Raw genomic sequence first — 20,034 nt, forward strand, 5'->3', positions numbered from 1 at the left:
TCCTTAGCGGATCTTCTTCGCTTTGCTCTTTGGGCTGTTCGATGAGTTTTTAACTTTAACTCTACGGCCTTCCATGTTTCTCTCGGCGACAACCTGAGCACCTGCATTATCTTCACGCTGCTGCTTTTTAGCAAAACTACGACGTTTTTGAAGTTGCTTAATCAGTAGATCACGGCTACCTACTTCATAACCTGGAATGGTGATACGACTAATTTTTTTACCGATCAACTTTTCGATATCATAGAGGGTTCGCTCCTCTTCACGACTAACGAGTGAGATGGCGACACCTGATTTACCTGCACGTCCTGTACGGCCAATACGGTGAACATAATCTTCAGCTAAGAAAGGCAGATCATAGTTAACGACATATTCAAGATTTTGAATGTCTAGACCGCGAGCGGCGACTTCAGTAGCGACTAGGGCGCGTATCTTCCCCTCTTTAAACTCGCGAAGTGCACGGCGACGATTACCTTGTGCTTTTTCTCCGTGGACAACAGATGATGGAATGCCATCCAAGTTTAACTCTTTTACCAGCTTATCAGCTGCATCTCGAGTCGCTGTAAATACAAGTACTTGCTGCCAGTTTTTCTTACCAATTAACTCTGACAATAGCTCACGCTTACGGCGTTGCTCCACAGGGTAGACCACTTGGCTTACTGTATCAGCTGTACTGTTTTGGCTATCTACCGCAATAAGCTTAGGCTTAACTAGCATCTCATTGGCAAGGTTCTTTACAGCACTTGAGAAAGTCGCTGAGAAGAGTAAGTTTTGGCGGTTTTTATTAACGGCCTGCATGATCTTTTGGATATCGCTAATAAAGCCCATATCTAACATGCGATCGGCTTCATCTAGCACCATAAAGTCGACATTTGAAAGGTTCAAGTTACACGCTTGAAGGTGCTCTAAAAGGCGACCTGGTGTTGCCACTATGATGTCTGCGCCGCGTTTAATCTTCTGTGCCTGACTTTCTAACTTAACACCACCGTAAATGGTCAGTACTGAGACATCCATATACTTACTGTAATCATTAATGTTATCGGCGATCTGTGAGGCGAGCTCACGTGTTGGCGTAAGGATCAGCGCACGAGTGTTAGAGCGTTGAGTTTCGGCTGGGTTATCAAGCATCTTCTGTAAGATAGGCAGAGCAAAAGCTGCTGTTTTTCCTGTTCCGGTTTGTGCACTTGCAAGCACATCTTGACCACGGCGAATGGCTGGAATAGCTTCTTGCTGAACAGGCGTCATTTTTTGATAACCACATTCAGAGATAGCACGCAAAATCTCGGGAGCAAAACTAAAAGATTCAAATCTCATCTTGGGGCCTCTACCTTACTTATATGTTCACCTACGTTAATGCAGGCAATATGCTTTATTCACTAGGCTTTCAATGCCTAAACCGCGAATGAAATGCGGCGGCGGAGTATAGCAAGTTTATGATGATTTTAACAGCATATCATTCATCCCCTTAAAAGCGCTATTGGGTTAGATTTTGATAGGGGAAATAGACTTTCAGTCAAAGATTTACAAGCTGCTATTTGACAGAGTGGACCTATGAACTAGGCTTTAGTTGATTTAACTGTAGCGCTAATGCATGGAGGCAATATGGCACCTTGGATACTTGCTGTGAAAAGGAAAGTTTCAACGCTGACAGATCCTTTTACCCTCTCTATGCTGACTCTTCTCAAAAGTGGTAGTGCTAAATTCTCTCGCTTAAGTTCTTTTTTCATTGCACTACTGATAGAGAACCAATATGTCTATTAATGTACTCGTTATCGATGACTCTTTATCCTCTTGCCGAATTTTAAGTGAATACCTGATGCAGCTGACGGTCAATCGAGTGGAATATTGCACCTGTGGTGGTTCCGCTATTAAGATCTTGACCAGATATTCACAGGATTATCACCTGGTTGTCGTTGACCTACATATGCCCAATATGGATGGCATTGAATTACTGATGCAGTTGAGTGAAATGGGCTACAAAGGGGGGATTATTATCGCTTCTGCCATGGAGAACCGTATCATTGAAGCGGCATCCCAAATAGTGATCAACTCAAACCTGCGCTTGCTAGGCTCCTTGGTAAAACCTGTATCAGTAAACCAGCTAAAGTTATGTATCGAACGTTTATTTATGATGGAGACAGAGTTAAGTCCAAAGCCGGCTACAATGACTGTTGATGAGTTACAGCATGCATTGAATCAGGATAAAGTGATCCCCTATTTTCAGGCTCAAATGGATGCCGAGTCAGGGGATATTGTTGGCTTTGAAGTGCTTTGCCGGATCCAATCGGGTAATCAATTAAAGCTACTATCCCCGGATAGTTTTATAGAGGTTGCTGAGAGTCATGATCTCCTTAACCTGCTTACTGAAAAGCTACTAAGTAAAGCTATGGTGGAGTGGAGCCAAATTTGCCAAGATGAATCTTGTATCAACACTAGTCTCTCTATTAATCTTAATCCCAGCCAGTTAGCCCAAGCATCGTGGCCTAATAAGTTGCTTAAGTATTGTGATGAAAACCAAGTAGATTCAGCGAAAATTACTGTTGAAATAACTGAAAACCAGGCCTTAGATCAGCAGAGCCAGTATTCAAGCATTAGTCGCCTTCGCTTGCATAAGTTTGGTGTTGCGATAGATGATTTTGGCACGGGGTATACAAATCTAACTCAACTTTGTCGTTTACCTATCAGTGAGTTAAAGCTAGATATGAGCTTTGTCAGAGGAATACACTTAGATCCATTAGCGCAAGCTATTCTCAAATCATTGCAAAATATCAGCCAAAACCTTGGTATAAGCCTTGTGGCTGAAGGCGTAGAGGATCTGCGCGATCTAAATTATCTTGAGCGTATAGATAATTTGCGGTTACAGGGCTTTCTAATCTGTAGGCCAAAACCATTTACTGAGTTAATGCGCTGGTTAAAAGCGCATAAAAAAGTGGGTAACGCTAAACTTGAGAGCTCTCGAGTTAATAGTGATAAAGCTAACAGTAACAGAGTTGAAAGTGGTTCAAAGGTAAAGGCTGTTATCACCGCTGAACACTCTGATGATAGAAGGTCAAATTACACTATCTAGCGATTCAATTGGTATGAGTAAATATGCTAATAAAAAAGCAGGCAAAAATGCCTGCTTTTTTTATGAGGATTATACGTGATACCAATTGCATTAAGTATTTGATCAATTCAGAGCGCCTTAGGCTTTTCAATTCAAGGCGCATTAGTGAGCAAATGGTTATTCCCTTTTGAGCTAATGCAAAGCAGAAGTGGGAAGCCTAAGACGCTCACGTAGTGCGGCTGATGTTCAAAGCAATGGCAAAGCCCTTTATACTTCGATGAACGCTTTCGATATAGAATAACTATTAGCTTCAATCGTCCATCTCGCCTACAGGGCTTTGAATTCCCGTTGAATGGTCAAACTTTTAATGCAACTGGTATTAAATTGCTTTAGTCGCATTTTCCAACCAGCTTAGTTCAGCGCCTTGCATTAAGGGAGAAAGCGTCTGATAAACTTGCTTATGGTAATCATTAAACCAGTTTACTTCAGCACCCGTTAATAGGTTCTTGTCGATTAGGCGTGAATCCATAGGGATAAATGTCAAAGCTTCAAATTCAAACATTTCACGCTCAGCATTCGCTAAAGCTTCACAAGGTCTGACGGCGATAAGGTTTTCGAGTCGAATACCAAATTCATCAGCGCGGTAGTATCCAGGCTCATTAGAGACAACCATTCCAGCTAGCAGTGGCACGTTATTACTGTTTTTTGCGATCCGTTGTGGTCCCTCATGTACGCTGAGGAAGTGTCCGACACCATGGCCTGTTCCATGATCATAGTCGAAGCCATGTTGCCATAAGTGTTGGCGGGCAAAGCTGTCAAGTTGTTGACCTGTGGTGCCACGTGGGAACTTCGCCTGATCAAGAGCAATATGTCCCTTAAGTACTAAGGTGACCATCTTCTTATGCTCGTTAGTCACTTGACCTATGGCGATGGTACGGGTGACATCTGTGGTGCCATCTAGGTACTGGGCACCAGAGTCGACCAAGTAGATACTGTTGTTGGTCATTTGTGCTGGAGTGCCATTGTTATGGTTGTAATGGCACATGGCAGCATTCGCACCGACAGCCGAGATGGTGTCGAAGCTAGGTTCTTGATAAAGGCTATCTGCTAGGCGGAAGCTTTCAAGTTTGTCGGCTAAAACGGCTTCATCATAAAAGTTACCTGCTAGGACTTCACTGTCTAACCAAGCTAAAAAACGGCTAACAGCGACACCGTCACGTATGTGACAAGCTCTCATTCCATCTAGCTCTGCGGTGTTTTTCTGTGCTTTTGCCAAAGCGATTGGGTCACTGCCTGGGATTAATATCGCCCCAGCCTGCTGAGCGGTGAGTTGTGACCAAGCATTACTGGCATTAGGATCTGCGAGTAGTTTGACGCCATTTAGTTGAGTCAAAGATGCTTTTAACTCCACTTCATCTTTAAAGCTCACGCCTGGGCCAACATGGCTATCTATGCCTGTCGGGAGTTTGCTCAGGTCAGTAAACAGTGTCATTTCACCGCTACTGCTTAATAGTGCAGAGCCTAATATAACCGGTAGACGAGGAACATCGCTGCCTCGAATGTTTAGTAGCCAGCAAAATGAGTCTAACGAGGTGATGAGAGCCATATCTGCGCCCATTTTTGCGACAGTTTTACCGCTCTGCTGACGTTTTTCTACGCTCGTTCTTCCTGCTAGCGCTTCATCAAAGAGTATGGCTGGTGTGTCAGTAAGTTCAGGTCTCTGCTGCCAATGAAGATCGATTGGATTGTTATCTAGTGGGATCAGCGACATTTGAGCTTGTGATAACTGGCTAACAGCGGCTTGCTGCCAGCTGAGCGGGTGAAGCCTCGCATCATATCCGATACGTGCATTGGCACTTAATGTTTCGACAAGCCATGGGATCTGCGGCGTATCAGTGAGGCTTAAATAGTCAAATAAAGTGTTATCAACTTGAAGTTTAACTTGCACAGTGTAACGGCCGTCAATAAAGATGACTGCGCTATCTTTTAAAACGATTATCATCCCCGCAGAGCCAGTAAAGTTACTGACCCACTGCATGCGCTCATTTCGCTCAGGCACATATTCACCTAAATACTCATCGGCACGAGGAATGATAAAGGCATCTAGGTTTTCTTTAGCCATCTCGCTACGAACCGCTGCAAGACGTGAAGCAATAGATTGGGGCATGGATACTCCGGTTACGACTAACATTCGCTCGTTAGTGTCATTATAGTTTTAGTAATGCGGGGATTATCGCAGCAGAAACGCTGAGTGGGAAGCACAAACAGATGTCCAAACTCTTCAATTTAGACAGATATGTATGTGTCACTACATATTTACTGTTACATCTGTAGCTAAATCAATTAGATTAATGGTTACGGATGTTTCGATAACTAGAAAACCTTAATGATATGGAGATAGTTGATGCCTTTTAATGTGTGGGTGCTGACCATTGCTCAGGCCTTTGCCATGAGTGCTGCCCCTATGATGATGCTACTAGGTGGAATTATCGGTGCAAAGCTTGCTCCCACTCCAGTATTGGCCACTTTACCGATAGCCTCTATGGTTGTTGGGGTGGCTATCTCTATACTTCCTGTGACTCAATTAATGCGTGCTTTTGGGCGTAAGAAGGTATTTATTGCGGGCTCGGTACTTGCTGCTTTTGCAGGTCTTATTGCTGCATATGCCGTGGCAGAGCAAGTGTTTAGCTATTTTTGCATTAGTGGTGTCATTCTTGGTTGTGCAGGTGCCATTATTCAGCAATATAGATTTGCTGCCATGGAATCCGTTACTGCTGAGCTATCAGCAAAGGCCGCATCTAGAGTCTTATTAGGTGGATTAGTTGCTGCCTTTTTAGGTCCTGAACTGGCAGTCTTAGGCAGTGAAATTGTTGCGACCCCTTTCGTTGGTGCCTTTCTATTTTTAACCTTAATGGCCATATGCGCCGCGATCACTTTGAGTTTCTACCAAGAAACACAAATAGAAGCTGAGTCTGCCAGTGTAGAGCAAGTAAAAGGTGAGTCTCGGAGTATGCGTGAGATTTTATCAAATATTCAGATCTGGGTTGCCATTGCTGGCGCTATGATAGGTTTCGCCATGATGTCATTCGTAATGACTGCAACGCCTCTGCACATGCATCATATTGAGCATCACTCACTGGCAGATACTAAATGGGTTATTCAGAGCCATATTATCGCTATGTACCTACCGTCGCTGTTTACTGGCTACCTCGTGGCCAAGTGGGGAGTGTCTAAGATGATGTTGATAGGGCTCGCTGCCTACGCTGTAACAATTATGACAGCTTTAGTCGGTAACGAGTTGCTTAACTATTGGACTGCACTCGTTTTGCTTGGCTTGGGTTGGAATCTATTATTTGTTGGCGGCACCGTCATGTTGCCCCGTTGCTATATGCCTAGTGAGCGCTTTAAGGTTCAAGCCTTTAACGATACTGTGGTTTTTGGTGCCCAAGCCATCGCTTCGCTCAGTGCAGGCTGGGTGATCCATCAACTTGGTTGGGAGCTGTTATTGGTGATCTGCTTACCCTTTATTGCAGTTCAACTGGCCTTAATTAGCTGGTTGAAATTCAGCCGTAGTAAGTTTTTAACGGCAAAAACCAGTGATTAAGCGATTCTCTTATGTTGTATAGTTATTGTTAAATAGATTATTATTACAAAAAGTTATTAACTAACTCAGGGAATCGAGTTTTATTGGAGCAAGCGATGCACACGTTAACAATCGATATTGGTGGTACAAAAGCATTATTTGAGTTGCACCTTGATGGGCGTACTGAACAGTATAAGGTTCCGACGGGTGAAGGATTCGATATCGCAGATCTCAATAGGCACCTCATTGAGTTGGAAGCGGACTATGGCTTAGATGAATATCAGCTTGCTGTTGCTTTACCTGGCCTAGTCAAACGTAATGAACTGCTCTCTAGTAAATCTCTTCCATGCTTAAATGGTTTGTCTCAATCAGATCTAAATTCTAAGGCAAAAAGGATACTTTTAAGTAATGATCTGGATGCGGGTCTGGGGGCTGTGATCGATCCTAAGCAAGATTGTGAGTTGTTGATCATGTGTGGTACCGGGATCGGTTTGGCAATCTCTGTCAATGGGCAGCTCTTCTCTGGAGCGAGTGGATTTGCTGGTGAATTAGGCCATTGCCGAGTAATGACAGAATCTGGTGAGTTTAGTCTGGAGCAGTTAGCGAGTGGTGATTCGATTCGAACCCGTGAGCTAAAAAGTTCATACGAGCTTAATCGTGCAGGACGCTACCTAGGTATGGGCATATCTTGGGCTGTTAATCTATTTAACCCTAATCGTATCTGGTTAGCTGGTGGAATGATGAACAGCTCGGATTACTATAGGGGTTGTATAGATTCCTTGAATGAGATGGCATTAACAGCACCATTATCTGAAACTAAAGTTGCTCGAGTTGATGATATGGAGACCTTAGTTTGTCGGGGGTTGAAAGTGTTACTCGATAAAGCAGTATAGCCGTACTTTAAGCGCGTCATCCCATTGGCGCGCATTGCTAGCGTGTATTTCAGTCCTTGTTCGCGTCACTACTCTGCAGCACCTTTTGCTATTCAATAAGTTTACTCTTCAATCTATTCTACCAATTGGTTTTCTGAATCATTTAAGGGAGGTTTTTCAACTACGATCTCTCATTTGAAAAACTTTCCACTGACACTTTGTATATTTTATGCTAGAAAGTAGCTCTAATTTCTGTATTGGTTGAGTGTCGCTATTTAGTCACTGTTTTTAATAGCAGGTATCTGAGCCAAAAAATAAAAAAATCTGGCAAAGCATTAAGCTTTGAGTTTGAGATAAAATAAAAAGGGTAATCCTATGACCTTAGGTGTGGGCGGTTCGACCGCAGTGCAAGAGTTGGCTAAGTTGAGTGATATGACCAAAGGGTCTCATCCTATTAGCCAAAATGAATACCGTGAGCGTATTGAGAAAGCGCAGTCACTAATGAAGGCGCAGGAGCTTGAAGCCATCTATATTAATGCCGGAACCAATCTCTACTACTATACCGGAACACGTTGGTATGCCAGCGAGCGTATGGTTGGCGCTATCATCCCAGCGAGCGGTGACGTTGAATATATCGCGCCTGCTTTTGAGGTCGATACTTTAGAAGGCTTTATGGTTATCGAAGGCAAGGTGAATACGTGGCAAGAAGATGAAAGCCCCTATGCTCTGTTTGGCGATGTGCTAAAAAATATGGGCATAGATAGCGGTAAAGTGGGGATTGATGAGTCGGCTGCTTTCTTTATCTTCGATGGTGTGCGCCTTGCTCATAACCAATTTGATTATGTAAATGCAAAACCTGTGACTGCAGCGTGTCGTATGATCAAATCAGATACAGAACTTAGTCTACTTCAGCGCGCTAAGGATATGACCTTAGAGGTACATAAAGCTGCTGCACGTATATTGAGGGAAGGTATCACTGTTGGTGAAATTGAAGCCTTTATCAATGACGCGCATAAGGCGGTTGGTGCACCAGCAGGTTCCTATTTCTGTATCGTATTATTTGGTGAAGATAGTGCTTACCCACATGGGGTTAAGTCACCTAAAGCGCTTGAGCTTAATGACACTGTGCTCATTGATACAGGTTGTCAGCTTCAAGGGTATAACTCAGATATCACCCGTACATTTGTGTTCGGTAAACCAAGTGCTAGACAGCGTGAGTTATGGCAGCATGAGCAAGATGCTCAGCTTGCAGCTTTCGAAGCTGCAAAAGTAGGGGCAACCTGTGCCAGTGTTGATAGAGCTGCTCGTGATGTACTGGAAGCGGCTGGTTTTGGTCCTGGGTATGATGTACCAGGCTTACCTCACCGTACTGGCCATGGTGTAGGACTCGATATTCATGAGTGGCCATATTTGGTGCTTAATGACCAGACACCTTTGGCTGCTGGCATGTGTTTTAGCAATGAACCTATGCTATGTGTGCCTGGTGAGTTTGGCGTACGTCATGAAGACCATTTCTATATGACTAATGAAGGCCCGGTATGGTTTACAAAGCCTGCCCATTCTATCGATGATCCTTTTGGTTACGAAGACTAAGTCGTAACCTTTACTCGTGCTGAGCCATAAGTTCTGGAAGTAGACAGCGCGAAATAGACAGTGCGAAATAGACAGCGGATATGATGTTGAGTCATTCCGCTTTTTTCTGCGTATAGCTTGCTGATAGTGATGATATTTGATGCTTGCTTTTCTCAGTTTTAGCCATCCCATATACAAAACATATTCAGTGATATATTCCTTTTTTACTGCTTTCTCCTTTTTTAAATCTCGCTAAAGCCCGCGTAAGCCATTATTTAAACCATTTATAATCATATGCTTGCGTTAATGTAAAACTAGGTGTTGCAATTACGTTCAATTTAAGCCTATGCTAAATAAGTGATGACAGCGTTGTCATTGCCCTGTGAAAAATTTAATGAAAGGCAAACCAATCGAAAGGTTGGGACGCAAAGCCACCGGTCTAAGGGGGCAATATTGAAAAGGTCGCATTTTCAATATTGTCGAAGTACCTAAGATAGCGGGGATGTTTCAGGAATTTCTTCGTGTGATGTGATGGTATAAAGAACCGAAAAGGTCAGTACTAGCCATATCCATGGTATTAAGAATAGGTTGGTATCCTGTTCAAGCTTTGTTTGCCTTATTGATTGTTTTATAAAAATAAAAAGCAATAAGGATACCCTATGTTTAACACTAAACTCTCATCTGCTGCGCTTGTCGTGGCTAGCGTATTTGCAACATCTGCATATGCCTCTGTACCCGGTAAGCCAACAATAGGCTGGGGCGAAACCAACTTTTCAATTATTGAAGTCAATCAATCTGCTACCGCATACAACCAACTGGTTACCGTTAAAGATGCCGCAGCAGTTTCTGTTACTTGGAACTTATGGTCTGGCGAACTTGGTGACACGGCCAAGGTGCTATTTGATGGTGTTGAGGTTTGGTCAGGCGCTTCTACGGCGTCGGGCAGTGCGACGTTCGACATCAGTCAAGGTGGTCGCTATCAAATGCAAATCCAACTTTGTAATGCTGATGGTTGCACGCTCAGTGATGCTAAAGAGATCATTGTCGCCGATACTGATGGCAGTCATTTATTGCCGTTAGAGACACAGCTAGGGGAAAACAACAAACCTTATGCCAACAAGTCAGGCAAGGTTGTGGGCAGCTATTTTGTTGAGTGGGGCGTATATGGCCGCAAATTTCCGGTCGATAAAGTACCGGCACAAAACCTGACCCACATTTTATATGGCTTCACGCCTATTTGTGGTGGCGATGGCATTAACGATAGCTTAAAGGAGATTGAGGGGAGCTTCCAAGCTTTGCAGCGCGCTTGTAGTGGTCGTGAAGACTTTAAAGTGGCGATACATGATCCATGGGCTGCTGTGCAGATGCCCCAAGCTGGTGTTAGTGAATTTTCAGATCCATACAAGGGCAATTTTGGTCAGTTGATGGCGTTAAAGCAGGCTCAACCTGATTTGAAGATCCTCCCTTCGGTTGGTGGCTGGACACTCTCTGATCCTTTCTATTTCTTAGGCGATAAAGTTAAGCGTGACCGGTTTGTCGCTTCGGTAAAAGAGTTCTTACAAACCTGGAAGTTCTTCGATGGTGTCGATATCGATTGGGAGTTTCCTGGTGGTAAAGGCGCTAACCCAGATCTTGGCGATCCAGCCACTGATGGTGCGACCTATGTGCTCTTGATGAAAGAGCTAAGAGCCATGCTCGATGAACTGAGCGCAGAAACGGGCAGAACCTATGAGCTGACATCTGCGATCAGTGCTGGCTCTGATAAAATTGCCATGGTGGATTATCAAGACGCGCAGCAGTATATGGATAACATCTTCTTGATGAGTTATGACTTCTACGGTGGCTGGTCTAATACAGATCTCAACCATCAGACGGCACTGTATGCTGCGAGCTGGAAGCCAGATACCAAAAATACCACTCATATCGGTGTCAATGCGCTGCTTGCGCAAGGCGTGACGCCTGAGAAAATCGTTATTGGGACAGCCATGTATGGTCGAGGTTGGACTGGTGTCAGCGGTTATCAAGATGGTAATCCGTTTACAGGAACGGCAACCGGAAAAGTGAAAGGTACCTGGGAAGATGGGGTGGTCGATTATCGTCAAATTATCAATGAGTATATGTCTGGTGAATGGCAATATGATTACGATGAAGTGGCTGAAGCACCTTACGTGTTTAAAGCATCGACAGGGGACCTTATTACTTTTGATAACCCAAGATCTGTGAAAGCAAAAGGTCAGTATGTTACGGCTAATCAATTAGGTGGACTGTTTTCGTGGGAGATTGATGCTGATAATGGGGATATTCTTAATGCTATGCATGAGGGTTTAGGCCACGGCGAGGGCACAACTCCTCCAGTCAATAAAGCGCCTATCGCAAATGCGGGGAGTGCCCAGAGTGTGACAGGGCCCAGTGATGTCGTATTGGATGCTGGTTTGTCACGGGATCCTGAAGGTAAAGCACTGACCTATGCCTGGAGTCAGACCTCTGGTCCTGCACTTACTTTGGTCAATGCCGATATGGCTCAAGCCAGTTTTAGCCTAAATGCAACGGATGCCGATGTAGTGTATGGCTTCTCTGTGACAGTGACCGATCCTGAAGGCTTATCAAGCACTGCAATAACATCTGTGACTAATATGGCACCTCAAGCTAACCGCGCACCAGAGGTCTCTCTTGATGCTGCTGTAACAGTTGATTCAGCCAAGCAGGTCAGTGTGGTTGCGACTGCGAGCGATGCCGATGGTGACGCCTTGACTTATAGCTGGACAGTGCCTGCTGGTATAACTGCAACGGGCCAAGCAACTGACACATTAGTGGTCACAGCCCCTTCTGTTACTGAGGATACAAGTTATACCTTAAGTGTTCTGGTGTCCGACGGCTCTCTTGATGCCTCAGCGCAAACACTGCTTACAGTGAAAGCGCCAACAACGGGAGGCTGTGACTCAACTGACCCTGATGCCGGCAATCACCCTGCATGGGAGTCTGGCACTGTTTATACTGGTGGTAATACTGTGAGTCATAACTGTTTGGTCTGGAAAGCTAAGTATTGGACTCAAGGTAACGAGCCTACTGTTACAGCGGATCAATGGGCGTTGCAAAGTAATGTCGAGCTCGGCTGGAATGCGGGCGTTGCATATAACGGTGGTGAGCAGACAACGCATAATGGCCATACTTGGCAGGCTAAATGGTGGACGAAAGGTGAAGAGCCTGGCGTTGCTGATGTTTGGACAGACCTCGGCGCGACAGCTAACTAATCTGTTGTTTTCTATCTAGTAAGAGGGGAAGTTCTTCCCCTCTTTTTCCTTTGAATATGCCTAAATTTTGCAATCGGAATCTGGCTAGCTGTCTTGCCCTTTTGGAGATTTAGGTGGAGAGTTCCTATGAAACAACATCATCTAGCCATCTCTATCATGGCATCATCTCTAGCGTTTCCTCTATTGGCTGCAGAAGCTGTACATTTCACTCAAGCCGAGATTGATGCTAAAGAAGCGACATTGACAGACTTTCCTTTGATGCAAGCGGTCAAGTCATCTATCGCTACCAGAGATAATGCCATCGTCGAGGCGATCACACCACTAAATCCAACGAATCCTGACAATGTTAAGCGGCTCGAGTCAGTACTCAGTGAAGCGCAGTTTGAATTTCTGTTTCCTGTGCGGGCGTCTGAATATACCTATCAAGGCTTATTGCAAGCGGCTGCTAAGTTTCCGGCGTTATGTGGAAGTTATAGCGATGCTCGTGATGCAGAGGCAATATGCCGAAAATCGTTAGCCACTATGTTTGCACATTTTGCCCAAGAGACAGGCGCCCATGATAAGTGGATGACTGAGCCCCAATGGCGACAAGGCTTGTATTGGGTGCGGGAGGTCGGCTGGGATGAAACCAAGCGTGGTGGCTACAATATGGAGTGCAATCCTGATACTTGGCAGGGACAAGTTTGGCCTTGTGGCACCTTTGCTGATGGTAGCTATAAGAGCTACTTTGGTCGTGGGGCTAAACAGCTTTCGTACAACTATAATTACGGTCCTTTCTCCGATGCCATGTTCGGTGATGTTGCGACCTTGCTTAATAACCCTGAGTGGGTAGCCGATACCTGGTTAAATTTAGCCAGTGCAGTTTTCTTCTTTACCTACCCTCAGCCTCCTAAACCTTCGATGCTGCATGTCATTGATGGGACTTGGCAGCCCAATGCTAAAGATAGCCAAAATGGGCTGTCTGCAGGTTTTGGTGCGACGACCCATATCATCAATGGTGGGATTGAGTGTGGGGCGGGCAGTGAAAAGCCGCAATCTCTGAACCGGATGGAGTACTACCAAGCTCATGCTCAATACCTAGGCGTGCCTATTGAGGCTGATGAGGTGTTAGGTTGCAAAGATATGAAACCTTTCGATAACCAAGGCGCTGGCGCCATGTTGATCTATTGGGAGCAGGATTGGTCCTATATTCCAGGTAACCCCAATGGCGGTAAGAGTTATGCGTGTAAATTGGTTGGCTATCAGACTCGCTACAGTGCCTTTAAATCCGGCGATTACAGTCTATGTTTACTGCATTTTTTTCCTGAAGTTGTCATTGATGACACTGGTACACCGACGGATCCAACAGATCCTGTGAATCGTGTACCAGTTGCAGATATTCAAGGAGCTGCAGAAGCTGAAAGTGGCGCATTAATCACATTATCTGCGTCGCAATCAAGCGATCCTGAAGGAGCTGCGCTCAATTACCTTTGGACATTACCAGCAGGTGCGAGTGCACCGTCGCTTGTGGATGAGACATTGGCATTAACCCTTCCTGCACTTAGTCAGACCGAAACAGTGACGGTGTCACTCAAGGTCACAGATGATAAAGGCTTAAGTGCCAATATTAGCCATGCTATTTTAGTTAATCTTGTTGATGGAACGCCGCCCGATGGTGTAGCGCCTTATCAAGCGGGCTATGCATATGCGGCAGGAGATAGAGTGAGTAATGCTGGTGGTATCTATGAGTGTAAACCATTTCCTTACACAGCTTGGTGTGCGGGCGCTGCCTGGGCTTATGAGCCGGGAGTAGGCGTTGCATGGGAAGATGCATGGATAGCGAGATAGCTTATGTTGAAAAGATAAAATAGCGTGAATCTAGAGTATAAAAAACGCGCCAAAGGCGCGTTTTTTAATTCTAATATAGCGTAAAAATGACTTAATCTATGCTGATAAGCTCAACGTCAAAAATTAGCACTGAACCACCAGATATTTTGCCTGTTGAGCGGTTGCCATAAGCTAAGGTGCTAGGAATAAAGAAGCGTGTCTTCTCACCGGGTACCATCAACTGTACGCCTTCAGTCCAACCTTTGATCACGCGGTTAAGTGGAAAAGCGATAGGTTCACCGCGCTCCACCGAGCTATCAAATACTGTGCCGTCGATTAAGGTACCGTGATAATGCACTGTCACTGTATCACTGGCTTTTGGGTGAATTTCACTATCGCCTTTATTGAGCACCTTATATTGCAGGCCCGACAGTGTCTCTACAACACCCTCTTTATTTTTGTTTTCGGCCAAAAAGGCATTACCGATAGCAATATTCTCTTTTGAAACTTTTTGATTATTCATCGAAGTGAAAAAGTAAAAAATGACGCCAGCAATGACGACAACGGCTAAAAGCATTTTCATATAATTAATTCAATCAGTGTAATGTCTGAAGCTATGATATCTAATCGTTTGCTATAGGTAAATTAGAGCTGAACATTATCTGTATTTTATCAATTAAGTATATTTGATTTGCTTATAGTCAAAAGTTGTCTGGGCAATATTTTTAATAGAAAAGTTGTGATAGTGTTGGCTTGAAAGTAACCAATAACTCTTTTTAAATAAGCATAATTTCTAAGTTTTTATATACCTTACTAGAGTGGTAAAGCGTTATATGAGAATACCTACCGCTTTGACACCACATAATTAATGCAGAATAAGGATTCATTCTGATGAAGTATGTCAACTCCATCTATAGCTATTTTCTTTTCATTTCATTGGCGCTTCTTTCTGGTTGTGGAGGCGATAACGATGGCTTTCCTACTGGTGGCTGTGGCGGAGAGGGGGACCCTTGTCCTCCTTATGCTGTTGAGTTAACCGTTACTCCTCAGCTGAGTACATTAGCGGTTGCCACCGAAGAGCAATATATAGCGAGGGCGACATACAGTGATGGTACGCAAAGAGAGGTAACCACAGAGGTGACCTGGTCAAGTAGCATGCCTGATGTGGCTTCAATTGAAGCGGCTGGAATAGCGAGCGCTGAGGCGGTAGGTACAACAGATATTATCGCCACACTTGCAGCGAGCCAAGCTGGCCCTGAAGTGAGCGATAGCGCGATTCTTCATGTCACAGATGCCGCTGTTACCTCATTGACGATAGAGCCTGGTCAAGCCGAAACCTTAGTGGGTTTAACGCAAGGCTATAGAGCTGTCGCCTTATTTGCGGATTCTCATATACAAGATGTGAGTCGCTATACTGATTGGGGCACCTCAGAGCCAACAGTGGCAACTATCTCCAACGAGGAGTTAACCAAAGGACTTGCTACAGGTGTGATGCCTGGTACGACCCAAGTCATTGGTAGTTATGCGAATATGAATGCAGAAGCGCAATTAGTGGTACTGGATTCGGCAGTTGAAAAGCTTGTTGTTAGCCCAGTAGATATCAGTTTTCCAGTCGGTACGGGCGTACAGTACCGCGCCGATCTTATTTTTGCTGATGGTCTAAGTATGGATGTCACGGCACAGTCAAGTTGGGCCAGTAGTGTCACGGCTGTGGCTAGCATAAATTCAGATGCGCGTTTAATTGGACTGCAAACGGGTAAAACACAAGTCTCAGCTAACTTAAACTTTGCTGATGTGAATGTGTCAGATTCGACCTCCGCCACAGTAACCCAAAGCGTGATAACTCAATTAGTTGTAAGCCCTGATAACCTGATTAAACCTGTAGGGACTCAAGGTGATTATTTAGCAACGGCATATTATTCAGACGGTACCACAGCAGATGTCACCCATGATGCCACTTGGTCGGTCGATGATAAAAGCATTGCTGTGATTGTAGAGTCCGGTGACATGGGGGGCCATGCTACAGCTATCTCTCCAGGTTCTGTGGAAGTGACGGCATCATTTGGTAACCAAAGCGGCGCCGTGACGGCTGAAGTGACCCAGGCTGTGATAGAAAGTATAGAGATCACGCCTCTTGATTATGTAACCCCCGCAGGCACGCAAGTTGTTTACAGCGCCAGAGCAAGATTTTCAGACGCAAGTGTTCATGATATTACCTTACTGGGCTACTGGCAGAGCACGATAGACTCGGTTGCGAATATTGGTATTAGTGGGGCCAAAGCGGGAGTTGCCCATGCCAAAGCGGTAGGCGTAACAGATATCAGCATAGATTATATGGGGATGAAGCAGACAACGACGTTAACTGTGACTGATGCGGTTATCTCAGGTTTACAGGTGACCCCAAAGAATTTGCAAAAACCTCAAGGCACTCGCGGTCAATATCGGGCTATAGCTAATTATACTGATGGCCATACTGAAGATGTTACATCGACAGCGACATGGAGCTCAGCTAACCCAAGCATTGTGAGCATTATAACTTCAGGCAGTAGTGGTGGATATGCAACCGCCAATGAGGTGGGTACCACGAATATTCAGGCTGTTTACGCAGGTCTGAAAGCATCATCAGCTAACACCTCACTAATAAAAGTCAGTGCACAAACCTCGGGGGCAAGCTCAGATTCGACCCCTGCTACTGTCACAAATGCGGTGCTTGAGAAACTGGTTATCTCGCCTGTAACGGCGAGTGTCTCGGCAGGGAATAACCAGCAATATAACTTAACTGGGATCTTCTCTGATGGCAGTAGTAAAGAGGTTACCGAATTTGCTGACTGGCAAGTTGAAAGCTCGAAGATTGCGACAATAGATGCTAAAGGCAACGCCTTAGGCTTGAGCTCTGGCACGACCGGGATATTGGCGACCTATTTAGGCGTTCAAGCTAGCGCTGAGTTAATTGTGACCGATGCAGTTATTGAAAGCCTACAAGTGACGCCAGTACAGAACCAATTGCCAGAAGGGGAGACGCAGCAACTAATTGCAACGGCTTTTTACTCCGATGGGCATGCTAGTGACGTGACTCAATTGGCGACTTGGTCATCAGTTGATACAAGTATTGTAGAGGTGGTATCTCTCGGTGTCGAGGCAGGTTTAAGCCATGCTTTGAGTGCTGGGGATACCAGTGTCACAGCTAATTTTGATGGCATGCAAGCCAGTGCGACCTTTGTTGTGACTGATGCAATTTTGGAGTCTGTGACCCTTTCTCCTGTTTACTCATCAGTTGCAGCGGGCAATAGTCAGCAATACCAATTTATGGGCATCTTTTCTGATGGTACAAATAGAGATCTGACTAAGGTTGCTAATTGGCAGTCAAGTCTTGCCTCCGTGGCAAGTGTCGATCGCTTTGGTCTCGCGCTTTCCTATGTTGAAGGGATGACAGAGATACGTGCAAGTTACATTGGCTTTAGCGCCACCGCGACGCTTGATGTCACCGATGCAAGCTTGACAGGGCTTCAGGTTACTCCGGCAAACACTCAGGTTCCTGTAGGGACAAGTGGTCAGTTTGTTGCGACGGCATTTTACTCAGATGGGCATAGCAGTGATGTCAGCCAATTAGCGACTTGGCGTGCTGTAGACAATTCAATTGTTAATATTGTCGCAACTGGAGCCACTGGGGGATTTGCTGAGGCGATTACCGTTGGCGATACTCAAGTTCAGGCGAGCTTTGAAACGTTAACTGATTCGGTCGATGTGACTGTCACCGATGCTGTACTAGAGCGTTATGTGGTCAGCCCAACTTCGGCCACTATTGCTGCAGGTCTTACTCAGTCTTATCAAGCGACAGGTATCTTTTCAGACGGTAGCAATAAGGACCTCACTCAGTTCTCTAACTGGCAAAGCTCGGATACCAGCATAGCTAGCTTAAATAAACAGGGCGTTGCAAGCAGCTACACATCTGGCCAGATCACTGTGACGGCTCAATATATTGGTTTTAGCGATATCGCTTCCTTGGTCGTCAATGATAAAGCGCTTAGCTATATCAAGGTCACACCAAGTCTTGTTGAAGTGCCTTTAGGCACCGAAGGGCAGTTTACTGCTCAGGCTTTCTATACTGACAATAGCTCAGAAGATATCACTGATGTTGCTACATGGCGCAGTCAAGATGAGTCCATTGTTCATATTGGTACGGGCGCACTGGATGCTGGCTACGGTATAGGAGTTGGTGTCGGGCAGACATCAATTACAGCGCAGTATAAAACCGAAACTGATACTGCAGTTGTTAGGGTGAATGATGCCGATATTATTGAACTGACGATATCGCCTGAAAACAAAACGGTGCCTCTAGGTTTAAGTCAGCCTTATCAAGCTTTTGCCCGCTTCACTGATGGAAGCAGTAAAGAGGTGACTTTAGCGTCTAGCTGGCAAAGTTCAAACCTTAAAGCTGCCACAATCGATATGCAGGGATTGGCACAAACCACGGTAGGCGGTGGAGAGTATCAAACAGTTATTAAGGCAACATATAAGGGCTTAACGGCAGAGACGAACTTGTATGTTGGTGAAGCACAGCTTGTAGAGCTTCAAGTCACGCCTGCAACGTCAGAGGTGAATATTAATGAGTTTCAGCAGTACATTGCGACAGCGTTTTATTCTGACGGTTACTCTTCAGATATAAGTGGTGCTGCAACTTGGACTGTCCTCGACTCCAGTGTTGCCCATGTCGTTTCTTCAGGCTTTGCCGCAGGGCGCGTGACTGGAGATAGTCAAGGTACGACTCAGATAAATGCACACTATTATGGTATGGATGCTCAAGCTGAAATAGTAGTGACAGAACTTGAATATCTTGGGGTGGATGTAGAGCCTGCTGACAGTCATGTGATTGTCAATGAGACGATTCAGATGCAAGCGCTAGCGATATATAAAGATAGTGGCGGTAGCATTGTCTCTAAAGATGTCACGCCTCAAAGTATATGGTCTGTTGAGAAGCGGGAGAAAATAACCATCAACACTACTGGGCTAGTGACAGGGCTAGAGGCTGGAGAGTCTGCAGTTTATGCTGAATTTCAGGGCCTCAGAGGTGAGGGACGAGTCAATGTGCTTAACAGTGAAGTGATAAGCCTCAAGGTTACGCCTGATAATTTAGCGGTGCCTGTCGGCACCAAGGGACGCTATACCGTAGTTGCGACCATGTATAACGCGTCACTCGTCGATGTGACAGATAAGGCGACTTGGTCTTCAAGCAACACTGATGTGATCCATATGGTGACGACAGGTTCTGATGGTGGGACAGCGACGGCGGTAGGTGTAGGCTCAAGTACTATCACTGCGGAATATGATGGTGCCGTTGATGCAGTGACAACACAAGTGAATGCCGTTTCATTAGTAAAGCTTGAGATCACGCCAAGAATCGAATGGATAATCTCCCAAGTTGCTACCCCATTTTTTGCCACTGCCACATTCTCTGATGGGTCTGAGTTAGATGTCACCAGAGATGCTTCATGGATGAGTAGCAATCCTAGAGAAGTTGAGATCGGGACTGGAGGTGAACGTGCTGGGATAGCGGTAGGGCAGTATGAGAGTGGCAGCGCCACAATTTCAGCCACGTATAAAGGGTTAAGCGATCAATTAGCCCTTGGTGTTGCACCTAGAGAAGCGGTATCGGTTGAGATTCTTCCCAACCAGATGACGATTGAGGTGGGAGGGTATCAAATTGTGGAGGTCTGGGTTCATTTTAATGATGGCAGCTCAGAAAACTATGCCGACTATGTTGATTGGAACAGTAGTGATTACAGTGTCGCTTATCCAAACAGACACGAGGTTGATGGTGAAGGCGTTGGGACGGCAATAGTCACAGCCACTTTTGATGGGCAAAGTGGCACTGCTAATGTAGAAGTAGTACCAGCCAGTTAACCCTAT

General features: G+C 45.2%; 11 protein-coding genes and 1 riboswitch. Of the genes, 8 read left to right on the forward strand and 3 right to left on the reverse strand.

Translation table 11 applies throughout. The annotated features are described in order from the left end of the window. Nucleotides 1–3: 3 nt before the first annotated feature. On the reverse strand, nt 4–1,311 hold the full coding sequence (locus BM736_RS00590) for a DEAD/DEAH box helicase (RefSeq protein WP_076407498.1): 1,308 nt from the start codon (nt 1,309–1,311) through the stop codon (nt 4–6). 288 nt (nt 1,312–1,599) lie between these two features. Between BM736_RS00590 and BM736_RS25095 the strand changes: the two genes are divergently transcribed. After that, nucleotides 1,600–1,758, forward strand: coding sequence for a hypothetical protein (locus BM736_RS25095; RefSeq protein ID WP_179078997.1), 159 nt, complete (start codon nt 1,600–1,602; stop codon nt 1,756–1,758). Continuing rightward, nucleotides 1,748–3,064 (forward strand): EAL domain-containing protein, encoded by a 1,317-nt coding sequence (locus BM736_RS00595; protein ID WP_083699773.1) that lies wholly within the window; start codon nt 1,748–1,750, stop codon nt 3,062–3,064. Before BM736_RS25095 ends, BM736_RS00595 begins: the two co-directional genes overlap by 11 nt. A gap of 358 nt (nt 3,065–3,422) precedes the next feature. On the opposite strand, the gene BM736_RS00600 is transcribed toward BM736_RS00595, so the two are convergent. Continuing rightward, nucleotides 3,423–5,210 (reverse strand): aminopeptidase P family protein, encoded by a 1,788-nt coding sequence (locus BM736_RS00600; RefSeq protein ID WP_076407501.1) that lies wholly within the window; start codon nt 5,208–5,210, stop codon nt 3,423–3,425. 237 nt (nt 5,211–5,447) lie between these two features. Between BM736_RS00600 and BM736_RS00605 the strand changes: the two genes are divergently transcribed. The 5 genes from BM736_RS00605 to BM736_RS00625 all read left to right on the forward strand — a co-directional run bounded on the left by BM736_RS00605 (nt 5,448) and on the right by BM736_RS00625 (nt 14,148). Beyond that, a complete protein-coding gene (locus BM736_RS00605) occupies nt 5,448–6,647 on the forward strand; it encodes an MFS transporter (protein WP_076407503.1) in 1,200 nt (399 codons plus the stop codon). A gap of 95 nt (nt 6,648–6,742) precedes the next feature. Beyond that, nucleotides 6,743–7,519: an ROK family protein gene (locus tag BM736_RS00610; protein WP_076407505.1), complete on the forward strand. Its 777-nt coding sequence runs from the start codon at nt 6,743–6,745 to the stop codon at nt 7,517–7,519. Between the two features lie 354 nt (nt 7,520–7,873). Next, nucleotides 7,874–9,091, forward strand: a complete 1,218-nt coding sequence (locus tag BM736_RS00615; protein ID WP_076407507.1) for a Xaa-Pro peptidase family protein — start codon at nt 7,874–7,876, stop codon at nt 9,089–9,091. Between the two features lie 369 nt (nt 9,092–9,460). Further along, nucleotides 9,461–9,580, forward strand: a riboswitch (cyclic di-GMP riboswitch). Nucleotides 9,581–9,729: 149 nt separating this feature from the next. Next, nucleotides 9,730–12,321 carry a glycosyl hydrolase family 18 protein gene (locus tag BM736_RS00620; RefSeq protein ID WP_076407509.1) on the forward strand — a complete coding sequence of 864 codons (2,592 nt, stop codon included), beginning with the start codon at nt 9,730–9,732 and terminating at the stop codon, nt 12,319–12,321. Nucleotides 12,322–12,447: 126 nt separating this feature from the next. Further along, complete coding sequence (locus BM736_RS00625; RefSeq protein WP_076407511.1) at nt 12,448–14,148, forward strand: chitinase; 1,701 nt, start codon at nt 12,448–12,450, stop codon at nt 14,146–14,148. Nucleotides 14,149–14,239: 91 nt separating this feature from the next. Here the strand turns inward: BM736_RS00625 and BM736_RS00630 are convergent, their stop codons facing one another. Next, a complete protein-coding gene (locus BM736_RS00630; RefSeq protein WP_076407513.1) occupies nt 14,240–14,710 on the reverse strand; it encodes an FKBP-type peptidyl-prolyl cis-trans isomerase in 471 nt (156 codons plus the stop codon). 308 nt (nt 14,711–15,018) lie between these two features. Here BM736_RS00630 and BM736_RS00635 point away from each other — a divergent pair, with 308 nt between their 5' ends. Next, nucleotides 15,019–20,028, forward strand: coding sequence for an Ig-like domain-containing protein (locus BM736_RS00635; RefSeq protein ID WP_076407515.1), 5,010 nt, complete (start codon nt 15,019–15,021; stop codon nt 20,026–20,028). Nucleotides 20,029–20,034: the final 6 nt, after the last annotated feature.

This window comes from Shewanella sp. UCD-KL12 (genome assembly GCF_001957125.1).
Taxonomy (GTDB): Bacteria; Pseudomonadota; Gammaproteobacteria; order Enterobacterales; family Shewanellaceae; genus Shewanella.